General features: G+C 36.7%; 15 protein-coding genes. 1 reads left to right on the forward strand and 14 read right to left on the reverse strand.

From position 1 onward, the window contains the following. Positions 1–2 precede the first annotated feature (2 nt). The 12 genes from FF52_RS05235 to FF52_RS05285 all read right to left on the reverse strand — a co-directional run bounded on the left by FF52_RS05235 (position 3) and on the right by FF52_RS05285 (position 13,925). Positions 3–2,711 (reverse strand): hypothetical protein, encoded by a 2,709-nt coding sequence (locus FF52_RS05235; protein WP_008463592.1) that lies wholly within the window; start codon positions 2,709–2,711, stop codon positions 3–5. Further along, entirely contained in the window at positions 2,699–6,073 is a 3,375-nt protein-coding gene (locus FF52_RS05240; protein WP_008463593.1) for a baseplate J/gp47 family protein, read from the reverse strand. The genes FF52_RS05235 and FF52_RS05240 overlap by 13 nt, the downstream gene beginning before the upstream one ends. A gap of 13 nt (positions 6,074–6,086) precedes the next feature. Further along, positions 6,087–6,497, reverse strand: coding sequence for a GPW/gp25 family protein (locus tag FF52_RS05245; RefSeq protein ID WP_008463594.1), 411 nt, complete (start codon positions 6,495–6,497; stop codon positions 6,087–6,089). Positions 6,498–6,499: 2 nt separating this feature from the next. After that, positions 6,500–6,790 (reverse strand): PAAR domain-containing protein, encoded by a 291-nt coding sequence (locus FF52_RS05250; RefSeq protein ID WP_008463595.1) that lies wholly within the window; start codon positions 6,788–6,790, stop codon positions 6,500–6,502. Between the two features lie 64 nt (positions 6,791–6,854). Further along, the gene (gene vgrG / locus FF52_RS05255) at positions 6,855–8,600 is read right to left on the reverse strand and encodes a type VI secretion system tip protein VgrG (protein WP_008463596.1); all 1,746 of its coding nucleotides are present in this window, start codon (positions 8,598–8,600) and stop codon (positions 6,855–6,857) included. Next, positions 8,601–9,290, reverse strand: coding sequence for a CIS tube protein (locus FF52_RS05260; RefSeq protein WP_008463597.1), 690 nt, complete (start codon positions 9,288–9,290; stop codon positions 8,601–8,603). A gap of 1 nt (position 9,291) precedes the next feature. Beyond that, positions 9,292–9,456, reverse strand: coding sequence for a DUF5908 family protein (locus tag FF52_RS23735; RefSeq protein WP_008463598.1), 165 nt, complete (start codon positions 9,454–9,456; stop codon positions 9,292–9,294). 7 nt (positions 9,457–9,463) lie between these two features. Beyond that, positions 9,464–9,910 (reverse strand): phage tail protein, encoded by a 447-nt coding sequence (locus FF52_RS05265; protein ID WP_008463599.1) that lies wholly within the window; start codon positions 9,908–9,910, stop codon positions 9,464–9,466. Positions 9,911–9,912: 2 nt separating this feature from the next. Further along, positions 9,913–10,341: a phage tail protein gene (locus FF52_RS05270; RefSeq protein ID WP_008463601.1), complete on the reverse strand. Its 429-nt coding sequence runs from the start codon at positions 10,339–10,341 to the stop codon at positions 9,913–9,915. Between the two features lie 27 nt (positions 10,342–10,368). Beyond that, positions 10,369–12,468 (reverse strand): phage tail sheath C-terminal domain-containing protein, encoded by a 2,100-nt coding sequence (locus tag FF52_RS05275; protein ID WP_008463603.1) that lies wholly within the window; start codon positions 12,466–12,468, stop codon positions 10,369–10,371. Positions 12,469–12,489: 21 nt separating this feature from the next. Beyond that, the gene (locus tag FF52_RS05280; RefSeq protein WP_008463604.1) at positions 12,490–13,326 is read right to left on the reverse strand and encodes a hypothetical protein; all 837 of its coding nucleotides are present in this window, start codon (positions 13,324–13,326) and stop codon (positions 12,490–12,492) included. Beyond that, the gene (locus FF52_RS05285; RefSeq protein ID WP_008463605.1) at positions 13,323–13,925 is read right to left on the reverse strand and encodes a DUF4255 domain-containing protein; all 603 of its coding nucleotides are present in this window, start codon (positions 13,923–13,925) and stop codon (positions 13,323–13,325) included. The genes FF52_RS05280 and FF52_RS05285 overlap by 4 nt, the downstream gene beginning before the upstream one ends. A gap of 578 nt (positions 13,926–14,503) precedes the next feature. Here FF52_RS05285 and FF52_RS05290 point away from each other — a divergent pair. Further along, complete coding sequence (locus FF52_RS05290; protein WP_157498517.1) at positions 14,504–14,644, forward strand: hypothetical protein; 141 nt, start codon at positions 14,504–14,506, stop codon at positions 14,642–14,644. Positions 14,645–14,845: 201 nt separating this feature from the next. Here the strand turns inward: FF52_RS05290 and FF52_RS05295 are convergent, their stop codons facing one another. Next, positions 14,846–16,354 (reverse strand): hypothetical protein, encoded by a 1,509-nt coding sequence (locus FF52_RS05295; protein ID WP_008463607.1) that lies wholly within the window; start codon positions 16,352–16,354, stop codon positions 14,846–14,848. A 24-nt stretch (positions 16,355–16,378) separates the two neighbouring features. Beyond that, positions 16,379–18,175 carry a T9SS type A sorting domain-containing protein gene (locus tag FF52_RS05300; protein ID WP_035690861.1) on the reverse strand — a complete coding sequence of 599 codons (1,797 nt, stop codon included), beginning with the start codon at positions 18,173–18,175 and terminating at the stop codon, positions 16,379–16,381. Positions 18,176–18,437 lie beyond the last annotated feature (262 nt).

Below are 18,437 nucleotides of genomic sequence, written 5' to 3' on the forward strand. Positions count from 1 at the left end.
TTTTATAGTGATCCTAAATTCGTTTTTCCTAGTATAATTTTATCTGACAATCTTTCGTTTTCATCACTGCAATCAAATAGTCGACCTGTAGGGTAAACATTGTCCAGACTGGTTAATGATTTAATAAAACTGATTAATTGTGGTTCTGGCTGCTCTTGATTCAAATCGGTTTTGGCAATCAAGTAGTCTTTGTATGTTTTTTCAAATTGAACGAGCTGATTTTCTGCGGGGTCTTTCACATCTTTTTCCCTATAGCCAATCCAGCATATTTTTGCCAGAACGTGAGCTGGCAGCTCTTCTTTGATTATTTTTTCTATATAATTTCTAAAATCGGTATTGGCAAATCGCAATGTATATCCTGGCAGCACTACGCTCACACGGTAGGAGTAAGGGTCTATCGGTTCGCAATCGCCGCATTCTTCGGCGCAAATTGGCATGAAAGTATCTGGATTTACTATTGTTTGATGTACATCTGGGCGGAGCATCATGTGTTCAACCAAAAACATTCCTTCCTCAGTAAAATCTTCTTTCATGAATTGAATTAAATCCAGAATCGATTTTTCTAAATCAGGAAGATTAGTATAATATTCAAATCTGCGGGCAATAATTCGGTTTGGGTTTTTCTTGTCTTTGATGGCTGGGTTTATAATGTCATACGAATATTTCCCAGCGTCTGATTTCTGAATTAAGATATTGTCAATAATGGATAAATCTTTTACAGTGCCGTTTTTAAAGGCTTCTTTTATTTTATATTCCCGAGTCTGAATAATTTGCAATACTGCAAAATAAAGCTCTTTATTTGCAGCAGAAGTATCAAAGTATTCTGCCGTTGAAGAAAGTACAATTTCATTATTTGTGTCCACAATACGCCATCTATATACCAATTGATTGTCTGAATCAATAAAATTGTACATCTGAACAAAAGAGTTGGAAAGATTTCTTCGGTTGTAATCTTTAATGCCAATGAGTCTTGAAATCCTTTTTTCTGCTCCTGAAACATTATTTGTATTCCATAAATTGGCAATAGGCTGTTTGTAATAATCAAAAGCATTGCCTCGGTCTTTGCTTACAACTTTATAATCTTTCAAAAAGTTTTCTTTGTCGCGCAATACCACTTGATCTGTAGTATTGCCATAAATAGTTTTATTGACAAAAACGTATTCTGAGAAATTTTCGGCAAAACGAGACAAAAGATGATCCAAAATGTTATTTCTTCTTTCGATATTATTATCCTGCTGGTCAAAAAGCAGTTCTGTAATGCTGTCGTCAGTGTAATTATCGTATCCGTCAACAATGTCATTCGCGCCTTCAATGTCTTTTACGACTTGAGTAAAAAGAGTTCGGGTCAAATTTCCGCTTACCGAAAGCAATTCGCTTACCTGACCTAATTGTTTAAAATAACTCCCTAATATCTGATCAAAAAATAAAAGATATCCTTTTAATTGTTTTGCTTTGGATTTACGTTCAATAGATGCTCGGGTTGGAAGACCTACTTCGCCAATTCCATAAGTTTCAGGAAAATCATTTTGTATGGTGGTATAAAAATCGGTGTTTAGGTATTCGCCATTTGGTATTTCTAATTCTTTATTCTGACTGGCGTTGGTTGTAGCTTTGTCTTTTTCGGCTTTTATGGCATCTAAATAAATTTTTACTTGTGCCTGATTGATATTCAGAGGCAATAATCCTTTGTTGTAATTGAAAACACTTTTGGCACAAATAACTGGTTTTTGATAAGGCGCAAGGCAAATAAGCCATTTGTTTTCTAAATCATCACCACCACAGTTTCCTAAAGAAATATCTTTAATTAAGATTACATCTGGCACCGACATTATTATTCTCATGATATCTGAAAGACGCACTTCGTTTCTCAAATCGGCTTTAAGCAATTCTTTGGTATCAATGAAACCATTCTCTAAAGATGGACCATCAAAAATTTCCAAAGTCGAATATCCTTTGTCAATCATTTGTTTTAACGAATAAAAATTGACCGTTGTCGATAAGTAACTTTCAAGAGCATGAAGAACATTGGCATGAACCAATTCTTCGTCGGCTTCAGTATTTACTTCAATATCAGCACATATTTTTATAGGATAATCGACTACTTTTTTGATATCGACAAGATCTTCGCAAAGGTTTCTGTTGGCATGATACTGCTTTCTTATTTTTTCTTTAACAATCTCTATTTCTGATGGTTTTGAACTTTCGAAATCTACATACAAATCATACAAACCATTTAGTTCGAAAGACTTTCTTAAGTTCGGAGTTGTTGCAAGATTATTATAATCGTTAACATCATAAGAAAGCTGATTTTTTTTGCAGTCCACATAAACCGTTTTCTCATGTTTGGCGAGCCAGCAATTTCTAACCCCATCTATGTCTATAAATAGTTTTCGGTAATCATTTTGGGTAACAGGGCTAGAAGACAATACTTCTGAAGCCTTAAAAAACTGCTTTGGAATGTCTTTATTGATGTCATCAGATGCTAATATATTTTCTATAGGAAGATTGAGTCTCATGCCAAGATCTGAAACGGCATAGCAAAGCATCTCGAGCATTGTAATACCTGGATCATGCTCGTTAAAATCAGTCCAGAATTTGCTGCCAAAAGACTCAATATATTCGATTCCTTTTTTTCTTAGATAAAAGAAATCCAAATCATCTTCTGATGCTGATTTTTTAGGAATGGTGATATGTGGGTTTAGTAGCGACATTTTTCAGGTTCTTCGTGGGTTGTTGGTTTACAGGTTATGATGTTGGTGCTGATAATGTGGTTTTTAACAGAGACTAAAATATTCTTAGGGCTTGATGGTGATAATGTGGTTTGAAAGTCTAAAAGATGAATATTGTCTTTATTGTTTTCTGTGTCTTCTAATGGTTTAGGATGTTCCTTATCTGTTTTCTTATCGATATAGATTGCCATTTCCAGAGTAGATAAAAAATCTACATAGTACAGGTTTTCGATGTATTCGATAACAATGCTTCGTTGCAGTTCAACTCCAAATATGATTTGTTTTGAGGTATCAAAGGCCCATGGCGATAAAAATTTGATAAGATCTTCATTAAGCTGTTTTTTATAAAAATTCTCATCGAATTCGGGATAAAACTTTACATCCAGTTTGATTATAACTTTTTCATAATCAGGATTAATGACTTTAGCAGATACTAACATGGAATTTTTAGAATTGATAAAACTTTCAATGCTGTTTAATGTGGCTGTGCTAACTCTTGGCTCATAAATATTGAATACATTTTTGTCTACGATATCTGGAATTACGACTAGCGTTACTTTTCCTGGAGATAAAAATGAGGTTTCTGTACCCGAAATAAAAGTATGATTAAGGCATTTTACTCTAAAAACACTTGGAAATTCCTGTAAAATAAGATGCTCATAATCCCAAAGCGTTATAGCTCTGTTTTTGTGGCGCAAGCGTTCGCTCACACGCAGATAATAGGAGGGATCTGATTCTAATGGTTTTCCATCAAACGAATTAAATGGCTGTTCTATGCTTTTAATCTGCGGAACTCGTGTAATTAATTTAGATATTGTTTTGGCAGGTAATGTGCTCTCTAAATGTGCTAAATTATTGTTGTTGTCAAAAAATTGAGCGGTAACAACTTGAGTTTTCACATCGATAACTTTGCAAACGGCATCATAATCTTTGTGCATTTTGGCTTTTATCCAAATGGTATTGGCTGGAAACAATGTATTGTCATTGGATGCCTGTTTTGGAATGCCAAATTTTACGATTCCTGATTTTAAGAAGTTATCTATCCCATTTGCTAAAATATCCTTGTCAAGATTTTTCCAGTAATTATCGCACAATATGTACCATTCTACTTTTTGTTTTCCTGTAAAGGTGGGTACGCCAGTATTTTCGCTCCCTTCCAATATTTGAAATAATAGTGAAATCTGTTGTGATATTTCGGCATCTTGAAGACCGATGTAAAATTCGCCTCCATTGCAATAATCAGGAACTAGACAATTGGTAATTGGTTCAACTTCTAAAATTTCTTTATTGATGGCTTGCTGTTTCAAATAAGAATGTTCTTCGCGCTGTCCAAAAGGAGCTTCATGAAACAATTTTATTCGGTTAGACTCGTAGGCAGAAATACCAAAATCAATAGTTTCCTCTGCAGAATAATTCAAACTTATGCTTTCTACAACAGGTGTGTAAGGCTCATTTGGAATTGGCGTTGATGGATCTGTCGCCACATTCATTATCGCCAAAGTATATATTTTTGGAAATAGTGAATGTAAAAATGACTGATTTAGGGTCAATCGAATGGGACCGCTTTTGCCAAGTTCATAATCTCCTTTTACGTGGATATTTGATTCGAATACATTACCTTCATCAGCATCAAATAAATTGACTGTTTTATTTTGTTCGTGCCAAACTTCTTTGTTTAAAACGGATAATGTTGCTTTAAAATAATCCTTTGTTACAATTGGATTGTCTGGATTTATTTCAAGTGAATGGTTGGCTTCTGAAATGGCTTCTATTTCTGAATTGTTTTTTTTGGCAATTCCATCTTCAGGTTGATTGACGTTCATTTTCGCCTCAATATTATCTTTGATAAAAATGGCGTCAATAAAAATCTTTTTGCTTATTTTTTCTATAAAACTACTTTTGTAAGCGGCATAATGAGTTTCAAATGATAATGGAGTATTTTTCCATTTTATGTTAATATCTGCGTCTGTCCATTTTTTAGAAAAAATCTCAGGATAGTTGATTATAAATGAGCTATTTTTTTCGGGTTGAGTTGTAAAAGGGAAAAAAGGTTTCGCGGCATTAAGAAGACCAGTGTCGCTTTCTAATACTAAAGATTTTACATCCTTAACTTCAACTTTTACTTTAATACTAGTTATGGGTTTTGTAACCAGACTTCTAAAAAGAGTATGACCTTTTGGATCTTCTGTATTAATTAAAAATCGAATCACAGGTAATTCTGTTGAGAAAAATTCTCCTAAAATTGTCTGATCGTAGTTTACAATTGCCGGATTATCTTTTGATATTTGAAAAACCAGTTTTAACTGATTGCCGCTAATGCTTGAAGATCTATTTTCAGCTTTAAAAGGAAGACTGTCGCTCAATTTAAAATTTCCAACCCATCCTTTTTTTCCGCTATATAAAATACTAATATTAGCTAAAAGATCATCTACGTTAAATGGATTGTGAAAAGTTAAAACATCATCAAAAGTGATTGTAATATCAATATTTCTGTCACCTTCTTTAAGATTAAATAATTCCGAAGCTATTGCAAAACCTAATTTGGCATCGTCTAGCTCTGTATATTTTTCTTCATTGGAAGTATATCCAAATGGAAACCAGTAAGGAGAATCTTCTTTTAAAGGTTCGCCCTTTCCGTCTAGAGAATTGGCAATTTCGCTCTGTTTTATTTCGCCTCGATCAACGTCATTATACACACTTTTTAAATATGCTATATTGGCTTTGTTGGCAATAAATTCTTCTGTGGTTTTATAGATTAATTTTTTGCCATCGGGATCTTTTCCTGCATCAAGTTCTGTGTTTACGGCAATTTTTTCTTCAGCGACTTTTTTTGCCAGTTCAAAAATGATATTGACTTTATCTGCTTTTGCAGGCAGTTTTTCAATTTGAAGTATGTCTTTATAGAAAAAATCTAAATGCTTTTTGGTAATGAGATTAAGTTTGTTTTGAGATAATTCCAATAATTTCAAGAAGCACACAAACAAAGTAAGGTGAGGAGTAAGGTCTTGATTGATATTAGTGACGGATAATGTCTTGGTAATGTTTTCTTTTAATGATGCATATTCTTTCTCTGTTCTTTTCGGAATGCCATCTGGAAGATTATCTTTTGAAAAGCCGAAATAGCTAAAAAACTCCTGCCAATTGCCTTCTGGGGTTTTATCGTGATTTGTGTCAAAAAAGTTGACTTCTTTGGCAAAATTATAAGCAAATAACAACCAGTCTTCAATAGTAAAATCATGAAGTTTTAGGTTGCTAGGCTCTAGAGCGTCACTAAAGCGTTCTTCCTGGTTCACTCCATTTCTTTTAAAAATAACATTGTCTATTTGGCTGCCGTTGGTGCTCATTGCTTATAAACTTTTAAACATTAGTGCCTTCTTCTTTGTAAAAAGGATAAACAAGATTGCTTCTTGAGTTTGTACTTCTTATTTTGTAATCAATTATGACTAATAATTCTCCTTCTAAATCATCACTTTGTGTGATGTCAATTTTTTCAACATCAATTCGCGGTTCGTAATATAAAATCGCTGTTTTTATAAGTTCTGAAACATAAGTCTTGAGTGTTCTGTCTAATGTTTCAAAAAGCAGTTCATCCATGTTACAACCATATCTGGGAAGCATAATGCGCTCGCCGATTTTGGTAGAAAGCAATATTTCCAGACTGCTTTTGATGTCTGCTTCGTCAGATGTCATTACGACTGCTTTATTGTTCTTTTTGAACTCTGGCGGAAAACTCCATCCAGTTCCTAAAAAAGCTTCTTTATTTTCCATAATCAGCCTATTAAAACAGTTGGACATCCCAATACAATTGTTCCGCCATGCGCAGTTGAATCTCCCATTCTTGCGGCTGGTTTTCCTCCAATCAGCACTGTGCTTGAACCAGCTATAATACTGTCTGGCGGTCCTGTGCAAACAATCATATCTCCTAAACAAGCTGCAGGTTGACCGCCTATTAATACTGTAGGTGAACCTGGCGGTAATATTGGTCCTCCGACATGAGGCACAGTTCCCGTTACCATTGGGCAAACATGCATGTCGTTAATTCTTGCGGCTGGTGCTCCCATAGCTACTTATTTTTTATAGTTAACCTTTAGTTTAAGTTTTGGATGATAGAGTTCAGATAATGAATTAGTTAATCTGAACAATGCTTCCTTTTACAATCGCTACCGCAGCCGATGACATTTCTGCTCCAGCATTTCCTTCGGCTTTAAATTGGGCAGTTGCTGTTAAGTTTACATTGGTGCCTTCAATTTTTACATCGCCTGTCGCTTTTATTGAAATATCGCCTGCGCTTTCCATTTTTATTCCTGCGCTGTCAATTGTAATGACGTTTGAATTTTCGTCTTCAACAACTATAGAGCCTTTGTCTTCGTCCAGCGTTATTTTTTTACCTGCAGGAGTTTCAATAGCTATCGATTTTTTATCATCGTCAAAGAGCACTTTCATTTCGCTTCTGGTAAAAATCCCTTTCTGATGGTTATCGTCAGATGCTTTTAGCGGAGCAGGTTTTGCACTGCTGTGAAGCATTCCTAAAACAATAGCGTCATTTGGGTCTTCATTGATAAAACCAATAATTACTTCGTCTTCAATTTCTGGCCTAAAAAATGTGCCTCTGTTGTCTCCTGCGTCTAATGCTGCGATTCTGCACCAAATTCCCTGTTCTTCGTTATTGATGATTGGGATTTTGACCAGAATTCTATCTTCTCCATCCGGATCGTCTTGAAGCTGGGTTACAATACCAATATGAAGTCCTTTTATGGACGGAATTATTCCTGAAGCCGATGGCGTATTGACATCATACGTTTCAGAAAACCATTCAGGATTTAGTCCAAACTGCACATTTACAGTCCAGTTACCATTTGCTATTTCATGGAAAACTCCAGTAACGTACGCTTTGCCATTAAAGCGGTCTCCAACACCTTCAAGCGTGATAATTGTATTGGGTTTTACAGCAGGAATACCTTGAAATTTTACTCTTCCGCGAACTTTTGACAATTGTTGAAATAATAATTTAGCATCAGCCCAATCTTGCAATTCGGTATCGGTAACATGACCGCCGTGACGTAATTCTAGATTTTCAAGTTTTACGATATCAGATAAATCGGAAGCTGATAAATTTCCGTTTAGACTTACGCTTGGATCTTTAGCTTCAATTTCTAATAATTCCTGATTGGACGCATTCCAGCTGTAAGATGAAACTTTAGCAAACTGATTTCGAGCATCAATCTCAGCATCAAAGTCTAGCATTGTGGCACCAAAAGCAACCGTTTCAATTGATTCTGAAGCTAAATCTGGCTTTTTAACTGAGATTTTGCCATTTTCAACAAAACATAATTTTCCATTAGCCTGTGCGCGTGAGACAATAAAATCCCAATCGGATGTATTGTATTGCACTAACTCTTTGTGGCTATAATTTGTACTTTCTACATCTTTTTGCAATCCGTAAGTGCCAATAATGTCTTCAAAAGCGTCACTGTCTTTTACATCATAAAAATATTTGCTCTTTCTTCCAATGGTCATTTTTACGGCTTCATCTTTACATTCTACAATCAATAGGGACGAATTGTCTTTTATTTTTATAGAATGTTTTAAAACGATTCCTTTGTAAATAGTTTCTTCGTCGCTGTGATAGCCCACTTTTATTTCTATCTTTTTACCTGGAATAAGCAAATCTTCATTACTTAATTTAAAATCTCTCGAAGCGGCATCTCCATCGGTCAAAATAATCTGCGCCATAGGTATTCTGTTTACCTCATTATGAACTACAATGCTCATTACTTGGTAAACGCCAGACAGCTCAGTTCCCTCAATGAGCAATTTGTGCGTTACTAAATCGGCACTTTTACTGGTTTGTATGACGTCACTATTGTTCATCTATTGTTGTTTTTGCAGTGGAGGGAAAAATATTTTTTGACCAATTTTTAGTTTTCTGAAATTGATAAGCTTGTTGACTCTTGCTACTTCGAGATAATATTTTGAATCGCCGTAGATTTTAAAAGACATTAGCGGAAGCGTATCTCCCGCCTTTACAGTTCTAGTGTGTGTTAAATCAGGAGATTGATTGTTTTGCTGTTTTGCTCTTAACTCATCTTCAACAACTCCTTTGAATTTTCCTTTTGCAATAGCTCTGATCGGCGTTCCGTCAGGTCTGAAAAGTTTATATTCAATGGTCATTTCGGTAAGAGATCCTTTAAAAAGCAGACTTCCCCAAGCAATTTTTAAATAATTTGGCTTATGTTCTGTACCATTATATTCTAAAATTACTTTTCTAAAATGCTCAATGTCTTCAATAACACCGTTTTCAGTACTTTCTTTGCCAGCAATAACACCGGTTCGATCAAAAACAAAATCCAATTCTAATTCCTCTGGAGCAATTGCTGTAAATCTTGGCGCAGGGCTACTTGTTCCAGCGGCTTGAGTTGTATCTTGTTCTATTTTGTAATGAAAAGTATATTTCTCGGGATTCATCAAAGTAACGAACTCTTCAATATCCGAAATGGGACTGTTGAATTGTGGATCGCTATAGGCAATAATCTTCAGTTTTTTTAATTCACCAGTTGTCATATTAGCGTTCTTTTTTTCGTTCGATAATCTTCATTACTTGCTCGACACATTCAGCTACATTATCTTTTTCTGCAGAAGAAGAGGATGATGAAGCTGGTTTTGCGCCTGAACTTGGACTTTCGTTCACATTTATTTTGATGTGAAGCTCTTTGATTTCAATTGGCATGGCTACATTATTTTTTATGAAGGGTGAAATGATTATAAGTAAGCTCAAAGCTTTCAACAACAATTTTGCTTTCTAAAGCACTGAAATCTTCAACAGCCCATTTTACTGGATAAGCATGTACCACTTTCCAATGCATTAACGGTTCGTGATCTTGATTCAAGAGTTTTACCGTTAAATCAACAGGCTTAAATTCGAAGTTTTCAATTGCTTTTCTGCACCATTCAATTACATCAGAATCAATAAGAATTCCCCTTTTTAAAACTAAATTGGGATATTTGGTTTTTACAGGAAGCTTGTGTTTGAATCTGTTTTCTCCACCCTCAACAAATTCTTCTGTTTCAAGATCTACGGAAAGTCCTGATACCGACTGAAATTGATGGTCTTTTTCTTTTGTGCCTAGTTGGTCAAATTCAACCAGAAAATGAAAGCCTACGGGTGGATAATAATTAGCCATGATTAGTCATTTTGAATAGATAAACCTTCGTGGACCAATTCAATAGATTCAATGGCTACTTCGTTTCCATCAGCTTTTAAATCGGTTGACTGCACTTTTGTCGGCCATGCATTTTTTACTTTCCAAGTAATCACTGGTTCGTGCTCTTCGTTAAGTAATTTGATGGTGATATCTCTTCTTTCGATGGTGTTTAGTTTTACTGTATTCCACCAAGCGTAGTATTCATTGTCGCTTTTGAAAGTGCCTCTTTTCATCGTAATGTTAGAGAACTTTTGCATGCCAGGCATCTTGATTTTACTGTACTCTGGACTAGCGCCCTGACGGTACTCAATAACTTCAGTTTCTACATCTAATCCGGAAACTTCTGTAAAGCCTATTTTTGTTCCACCCCAGTCAACTGAGAAATGAAACTTTGATAACGGATAACTCATGATTTATATTTTTTAATGATGTTTTAATTAAGATTCCTGCATTTTGTGAGAGAAACGAAGAATGATGAACTCTGCCGGACGAACTACTGCCATACCGATTTCGATAATCATTTTACCGTCTAAAATATCCATAGCAGACATGGTTTGTCCTAGACCGATTCTTACGTAAAATGCTTGTTCTGGTTTTGCTCCAGCCAAAGCTCCAGCTCTCCATTGAAGAATTAAGAAATTCTCAATCATAGCTCTTACTCTTATCCAAGTATTGGCATCGTTAGGTTCAAAAACAAACTGTTCGGTTGCCTTTTTAATTGATTCCTCAGCCATGTTGAAGAAGCGGCGAACAGGTACATAACGCCATTCACTATCGTTACCGGCTAAGGTTCTTGACCCCCAAACCAAGGTTCCCTTACCGGTAAATGTTCTGATAGCGTTTATAGATTTACCTGCGACAGTATCAACATTTAAGTTGTCCTGAATGGTATTTGTTATTTTAACTGTTGGTTTTATGACATAATTCAAGCTTACATTTGCAGGAGCTTTCCAAACACCTCTGTCTCTGTCAACTCTTGCATAAACCCCAGCAATAGCAGAGCTTGGAGGAAGAGTTATTGGCAGGTTGTAAATTTCAGTAAGAATTTTGTTGTAAGTTGCATTGTCGATGCTTTCTAAAGTGCTTAATTTTCTTCCGTTTAAAGCCCCATTGTTTACATCTTTTCCGCTCACAGATTTAATAGCATTTAAAAGTGCAAGAAGGTCAGCTTTTATATTGGAAAAATTATTTGTAGATACTGTAATTGCAGTTTGACTATTTAAAGGAGCATACTCTACAAGTTTTTTTAATTCTTTATCAAAACTTACAGTGTCAGTCGATACAATTTTAAGCAATTTAGCAGTTGCGTTCTCGTCCTGTATTTTTTTCTTTAACGTCTTTAAATTTTTATATACAGAGTCAATTTTATTTGCAGCGGTAAAATTTGAGTTAAAAGTAGTCAAAGCACTTGTGATGTTATTTGCAATAACCATATCCTCGTCAGATATTGTGCTGATTGCAGCATTTGCTTCGTCGTTTAATGAATTTCTTAAAAGGGATAGACTTTCTAAAGAAGTAAGCAGAATATTCAATTTTTCCAAGAATGCTGTTTTTTTAGCAGGATTGCTGACAAAAGTCCCGCCTAAATCAAAACCAGTTGCATCATTGCTGTACATCTGTAAAAACAAATCGCTTATTTGTCCAGAAATATCTCCAGGAGTAGTCGTAACATCAACTAATTTAGCTACAGTTGCATCAATTCCCAACGTTGGACTTTCGATAGCTACTAGACTTTCAGCAATTTTATCATATGCTTTTGCGGTGTAGGAGTAATGTTTTAATATAATTTTACTGCTGTCAAAGGCGTAGTCTAAAATAGTTTCTAAGTGCGGATAATACGCAGCTCCATACTTAATAGTGTCTTTTTCAGCACTAATTTCGCCTCTCAAAGCATCTATATTTGGATCTGTAGGGCTTGACTCATCATAACCTAAAGTGTCAATTAAAGTAAATCGGTCTTGAAGATTCTGACACTGCATTAATGCGCTATTGTACAATCCATAGAAATCAGTTGGAGTTATTGCATCCACTCTTGTAGCATCGGGAAATAGAATTAGTGTTGGTTCGTCTACCTTTTCCAATTCAGCCAATCCGTCGGTCAATTTAGAGCTGTTAGTGATTGTTGTGACTGGAATGTCTTCTTCATCTAAATCATTTCCATAACGCCCAACTGAAATAATGTAGCAAGGACCACCGCCATTTGCAAAGAACAGCTGCAATGAATAATACATCAAAAAAGGCTGTTTTGCAGTTGGCTGATCTACAACAATAGATCTCGTGTCTCCATTTTCCGTTGAAACGTCATTAATGGTAACGCTAATTGTTGTCTCTGGTTTTGCAAAACCAAAAAAACGCTCATATTCTAAAAGAGAAGTTATTCTTGTTGGTTTCAGTTTCAAATCTCCATTAATCTTGTTCGTGGCTTTTTCAGTATAGCCAATGAAACATGGAATCGCAGTCTCTACCTGGGCAACAGAAGGGGGAAACTTTACGATTTCCTCAACATATACTCCAGGCGTTTTGTAAGTTGTTGCCATAATTGATTTGTTTTTTAATTATTAAATAAATATTTCCGAATAGTAATCACTATCGATTTTTGTTATTGATTTTACAGATGGATTTGGATATTGACTTTCTGCCGGTTGTGAAGGCGTAAAATCTGTAAGCGGATCAATTTCTACAAAACCAGATCGCGTTAGCGGTTTTGCGGTATTGGTTTTAATTACAGTTTTTGCTTTACGGTCGATGTATCTCCAAATTGTTTTTCTATTGTCAAAATGAATTTTAAAGTTTGGGCTTAACATTTTATCCGAATTGTCTATAATATCTTCCGAGCTGTTGTCACCTTTAGCGGTTAGCGAAATAATTCCAAAGACATTTTGCTGTTCTGGCGACTGTAGTGTTGAAAGTAAGTCGGCAGTGGTTTTTTCAGATACTAGATAGGCATTTGAAATCAGTTTGTTGTCACTTATTTTTGGAAGATACTTAAACGAAACGGGTTCAGTCAATGGCTTTACATTACTGAAAAAATATGCTCGAGTAAGAGCAAAATCAAGATTAGTATAATTTTCAAATTGATAATCATTAATATTAATTAAAAACTTTAAGTTCAAATCGGCAGGGACTTTAATAAATGGGACCGATTCATCTTTCACTTTCACATATACTCCGAAACCTGTTTTGGTTTTTTTAAATACCATTTTGTAGTTTTTAAGTACAATATTGGTTTCTAAAGTTGGCGTTACTGTTATAAATGCATCGGGACTAAATTGCTGCAGCATTTTCTCTTTTTTATCATCTGTCATGCTTGCAAAAGTCTCTTCTCCATTATTCAAAAAATAATTATGAAGAAGCGTCACTTGAAACAGTAAACCATATGTAGAAGAATAACTCATGACTGTTCTTTCTTTTTAGTTATTCCTGTAAATTCACCAATAAGATGTCCTTCTGCTTGTGCAATATTGCGTTCGATTTGGATCATGCTGACTTTATATAAAGCCGACGGAAGCTGTTTTCCGCCAAGTGTTCCCCAGATATAATTTAATTCTTCAAAAGTGGGAGTGTAGAGTTCAACCGTAAACCTAAAGTTGTCTACATTACTCATAGCGCTGCTATTTCTATTAAAGATGGTATTGGCTTGAGTAAAAAGCTTTTTCCCTTGAAAAAACTCAATAATTTTTGAAATATCTTTTAGCGAATTGACATATTTATCTCTGTTAGCGCTAAAAAGCAGATACAAGTTTAAATTGATAACACTATTCTTATATATGGTTTTCGTATTTTCTATACTATGATTTGGGAAGTTTTTTAAAGTAGCTTCTTCATCTAAATTGATTATTGTAAGTGCCACAGCATTTTTTAACGCGTCTGTAATTTCATCATTTTGAGATTCTAAAAAAGCAATATTTTCAGGAACAACAGATTTATCTAACCCAATTTCTTCGAGATAGTTGTTTACTTGTTCTGTAATTATTTGTATTACTTCAAAAATCATCTTTGATAAAAATTATTATAAATACTAAATGAAATTTTATTGGAAGAAATAAGATTTAGGGCGGAGAATGTAATTAGAAAATTAGGCTTCTAAGGGTGCTTTTAAGATTTGACTAAATTAGATAAATGAGAAGCTACCAAAAAAGGGGAATTTTCCCCTTTTTTATATAGTTAATATACTGGTTTTTAAATCATTGTGTTTTGGTTTTAATTTTCAAACCTTATTGTGTTAGATACGAACAAAAGCGCTAAAGTTTGTTTTTATGAGATTTTATTGATGGGATATTTGTTTGAAAATGAAAGGTATAACTGCTTAGCTTCTCAGAACATTTGTAGCGAAGAAGACTTCTATTGCAACACTATTTCAAAGTTGTGGGAATTTTATAATGATAACCTGAAATTGTGTGAATCTCAATTTTTGAGCTATTATAATTTAGCTTTCAGAACTTGAGAACAAATCTAGTAGTAGGTGGTTCGCTTTTAAATATAATTTATCAAGTTTAATGAAAGTGCTAATATTTCGAAAAGATGATTGATAACAGATTTTTCTGTTTCAAATGCTTAATTGAAAAAGATAAAATGAAGAAAGATAAAAAATACAAAGTATATAAAAATGCCTCTGCCATTAAATCCAGAAAAAGAAAAGACACCATAATTAATGTAATGGTTTTGTCTATTATTACTTTTATAACCGTGCTGTTGATCTCAGAAATGACCTAGGAGTCTATTTATAAATTTGGTCTCTCCTTGCTCTTTGGATTTCAGATTTCCTTAAAGATATTTAAAGCGGAAGATCTGAGATTACGTTTTATGGACAGTTTCTTGGCATTATGCGGAAAGTCGTGGCTTTACAGATGTAGGTTCAAGAACAGTAAAAGCCCCATAACGGAGCTTTTACTTTAATGTGATATGCAGAAAGGCCTATCTGGCGCTTAAGTTTAAAGATACAGTGGACATGCCACCAGTTCCGTCGTAGCGTTCAGCCCATATTTCAATGTAATCGTCCTTTTTGAGCTGCATCGTGCCCACAACCGGAAGCGCAAGGATGCCGGCAGTGGATAAGAATCCCGTAGAAGGCCTACCATAGACTTTAGTGTCAGTAAGCACAACGCCGTTTCTGGCTATATAAAGAATAAGAGTAATATCAGAGCCTGTTCCCTGATAAGATACCGATGCGTTTACCTGAAAATATCTGGTTTTGTTTCCTCTGTAGGTGATTCTGTTATTACCATCTCTAGTGAATCGGAACAGATTGTTTGAAGTCGTGGTACCGTTAAGCTTTACCCTGCTGGCCGTGCCTGTTCCAGTAAAAGAAGTTGTGGTTCCGGCTCCAACTGCGGCATCTAGATTAATATCGCCTGTTGCATCGGCATCGCCTTCTCTTGGTATGCCAGGCGCATCAACGGTCCAAGCTGTGCTAAAGTTGTAGCCAGGGTAGGTCGACGCGGCAGCATATCGATTAATGTAGCCTGAAGAATTTGTTGTAGTGCCAGAGAAGACAGTGCCAAGTAATACTCCTGTTCCTACGCTAAGTGTTGCACTGCTCACATCTATGGCTACATCAGCGCCATTTAGGGTGCTGAAACCACTGTTTTTTTGTATCAGTCCAAAAGTGCCCGTGAAGGTTTCGAAAGTTCCATTGTTGCTGGAAGCCCAAGCTTGGTTATTTAGGAGTAGATTGCCGATATTGGAATAAGTAATGCCGTTCGCATTGTTGACAAACTGGATGATATTGCCAAAATAGAGTCCGATACCCGATATGCTACCCACACTAGAACTCATCCCGTCTATAACGACATTCTGAACCAGAAGGGAAGAAGACGTCGCCGCGCCTGGCCCCGTAATAGCAAAGGCAGTGGCACCTCTTAAGGTCAGGTTTCGAATGCTGCCTCCTGTATTACCCTGAAAAATTACACCGGCATAGGAAAGCACATCTTCGTTGGCATCAAGGCCTGAGACATATGCATTGTTGATGTTGATGGGACGCGTAAGAGAAATGGTTCCGTTGATTTCATATAATGTATTGGTGTTGAGCAAATACGATGATCCGCCTCCTGCAGCAAGCTCGGGCGCAAGATCAGCAGCTGATTTTACCAGCTTGTAATTGGTTCTTTTTAAGGTGCTTTCATTGGCCATTTTAATCCAAGCCGAAGTTGCAGCATTATAGAAATAAAACGCTTTGTCGGTGGTGTCAAACACCAGCAGACTTTCAGCTGGGCTGGCAATAGCAGTACGCTGTGCGGTGCTCATCCTAGGAGCCAGCATTCCTTGAGCTGTGGAGGAGATATCCAGTATGGAGGAAGGATCTGGGGTTATCGTTCCGATTCCTATTTGGGCATTTGCTTCGGTCAGAAGTAGAAAAAGCAGCATTGTTAGGGCTGTTCGGTATAGGGTAGATTTTGTATGCATATCGTTTATTTTAGTTTTCATTTTTGTTTAGGTAATCGTCTATCCTCATTTATCTCCATCTGTAGAGAGCAGGATTTTTTTGGTGATCTTGCGATTGTCATCGGTAAGAAACTCTATTATGTAGACACCTGCTGGTAGTCTAGAAGGAGTGAAACTGTAGGTGAGTTCGGTTTGTAACTCTTTTGTTTTAAAAACCTTTTCTCCAGCCATATTGTATAGAGACATAGAGCGAATAGTAAGCAGCTGGGGATTAGATGCCTTAATGGCTTTGGATAATCTGTCCTGATAAACTATAAAATGCTCTGAATCTGGGTTTTCTTCCAGGCTTAGGTTATGATCATCTTTAAAAGCAATGGAGAAGCGGCTGGTGTGGTTACCGGCAGGGACTTTGATTTCATAGGCAATGTTTCTGATGTCATGGTAGGAGTCATCAGAGCTGTCATAGAGAAAGATCGGTTGTGAGGAATCAAAATGGGCTGTTTCTGTTATAAGAAACTTAAAGGTCGTCTCTTTGGATGCTTTTACGGCTAAAGGAATTTTTTTTGAGGGATCAAAAGCGATTCCCTGTATGAGGTAGGAGGCATTGCCAATGCGGAAATTGACGTCTTCAGGCAGATCAGTGGTCATGTTCAACGCGTCAATTCCAGGATCTGGTCCATCTGTGGCCTGAGAAAGAAAGGCCAAGGCAAGTTGTCTGGTAAATTGGCCATTGATTATGCTATTTATTCTCAAATAGGATAGGGGTTCTATCTCTTCTGCCTGCTTTTGCGTTTGTAATTGTGGCGTCTTTTTTTCGAACTGTGAGATTCCAGTACCCTCTCTAAAAAATATGCGATGGATATTTTTAAAGGTTGCGGTGCCATTGGAAGTTCCATTCAGCAAGAATCCCTGACCGATCGGAGAATATCTTCGCTGCAGAATAGTTCCTGTTCCAGATCCTGGGCCAGCGTTTGGGGTGCCATCCTGATTATAGGCGTTAAAGGCCGCTGGCACATAGATTCCTTCAGAATTCACATTCACAGGGGAATAGGAGCCATAGCCCCCACGGTAGGCGCTAAGATAGTGGGAGTTTACGGTTCTATCCTGTTGCCAGAAATAGGCCGTTCCTCCAGTTATGGCAAGGTTATCGGGATCCAAAAGAAAGGCATTCAGATTCAGAGCCGATGGATAGGGGTTTCCGGTGAGTGTGGCGTTGCCCGTTGTTAGAGTAACGCTTATATTGCCGCTATTAGGCTTTCCTCTGAAATCATAGCGCTGTGCACCTCCAGGGTTGTTAGGTATTCCGAGTCCTAGAGGATCTAAAAGATCTGTGCCAGAGGTTCCTTTCATGGTAAAGCCTTCGCCTGGAGCTAAAGAGGTGGCTGCTCCAACTGCGCTCCACTGTGAATAACTGCTGGCATTGGTAAGTTTATAGATCCATGAGGAAGCGATTGCGAGAGGCGATGCTGCGCCGTCATAGCTTCCCTGTGGAAGAATCGACGCAGAGGTCGAAAGAATCGCCGTTTCAGGACGTGAGAGCATGGTGATGCCAAAACTGGAGTTTCCCGTTGTATTGGAAGGCATTCCGACAGGGGCACACCAGTAGTTGTATTCAAAATTATCTGATGTGCCTTCTTGGTAAACTGAAAGAGAGCCCAGACCAACATTGTTAGAGAGGCTGGCTCCTTGAATGAGCTGGGCTTCATTTCTTAAATAGAGATTGGAATTAGCATTGAGCTGAAGATTTTCTTTGACATAAAGCACTTCGTTTTTGGCATAAAGGCTTGCCCCTGTTGCCAAATATAGCTGGGAAAAGCAGCTAGTGTTCACAGCCATCAAAAAAAGAGTAGACAGTTTTTTCATGTGCAGTTTCGGGTTAAGATTTAAATACAAAAAATAAGTCTCAGTGTGATTTTCGGCGTTTTACGGTAACGATTAGACCCAATATAATGCCCGCCGCCAGCAGCAAAGTGCACTGCCCATCGATAGGCAGATCAGGAGTGTCATCGGGAAGCCCTGGGGGAGGTGGGCCGCCTTGTGCTACAAGGGCAGAAGAATAAAGAATAAATAAATACAGAACGGTGCTTGTTTTTTTTAGGTTCATAAGGGCAATTTAGGGTTGTAT

The sequence above is a fragment of the Flavobacterium sp. F52 genome (genome assembly GCF_000278705.1).
GTDB lineage: Bacteria > Bacteroidota > Bacteroidia > Flavobacteriales > Flavobacteriaceae > Flavobacterium > Flavobacterium anhuiense.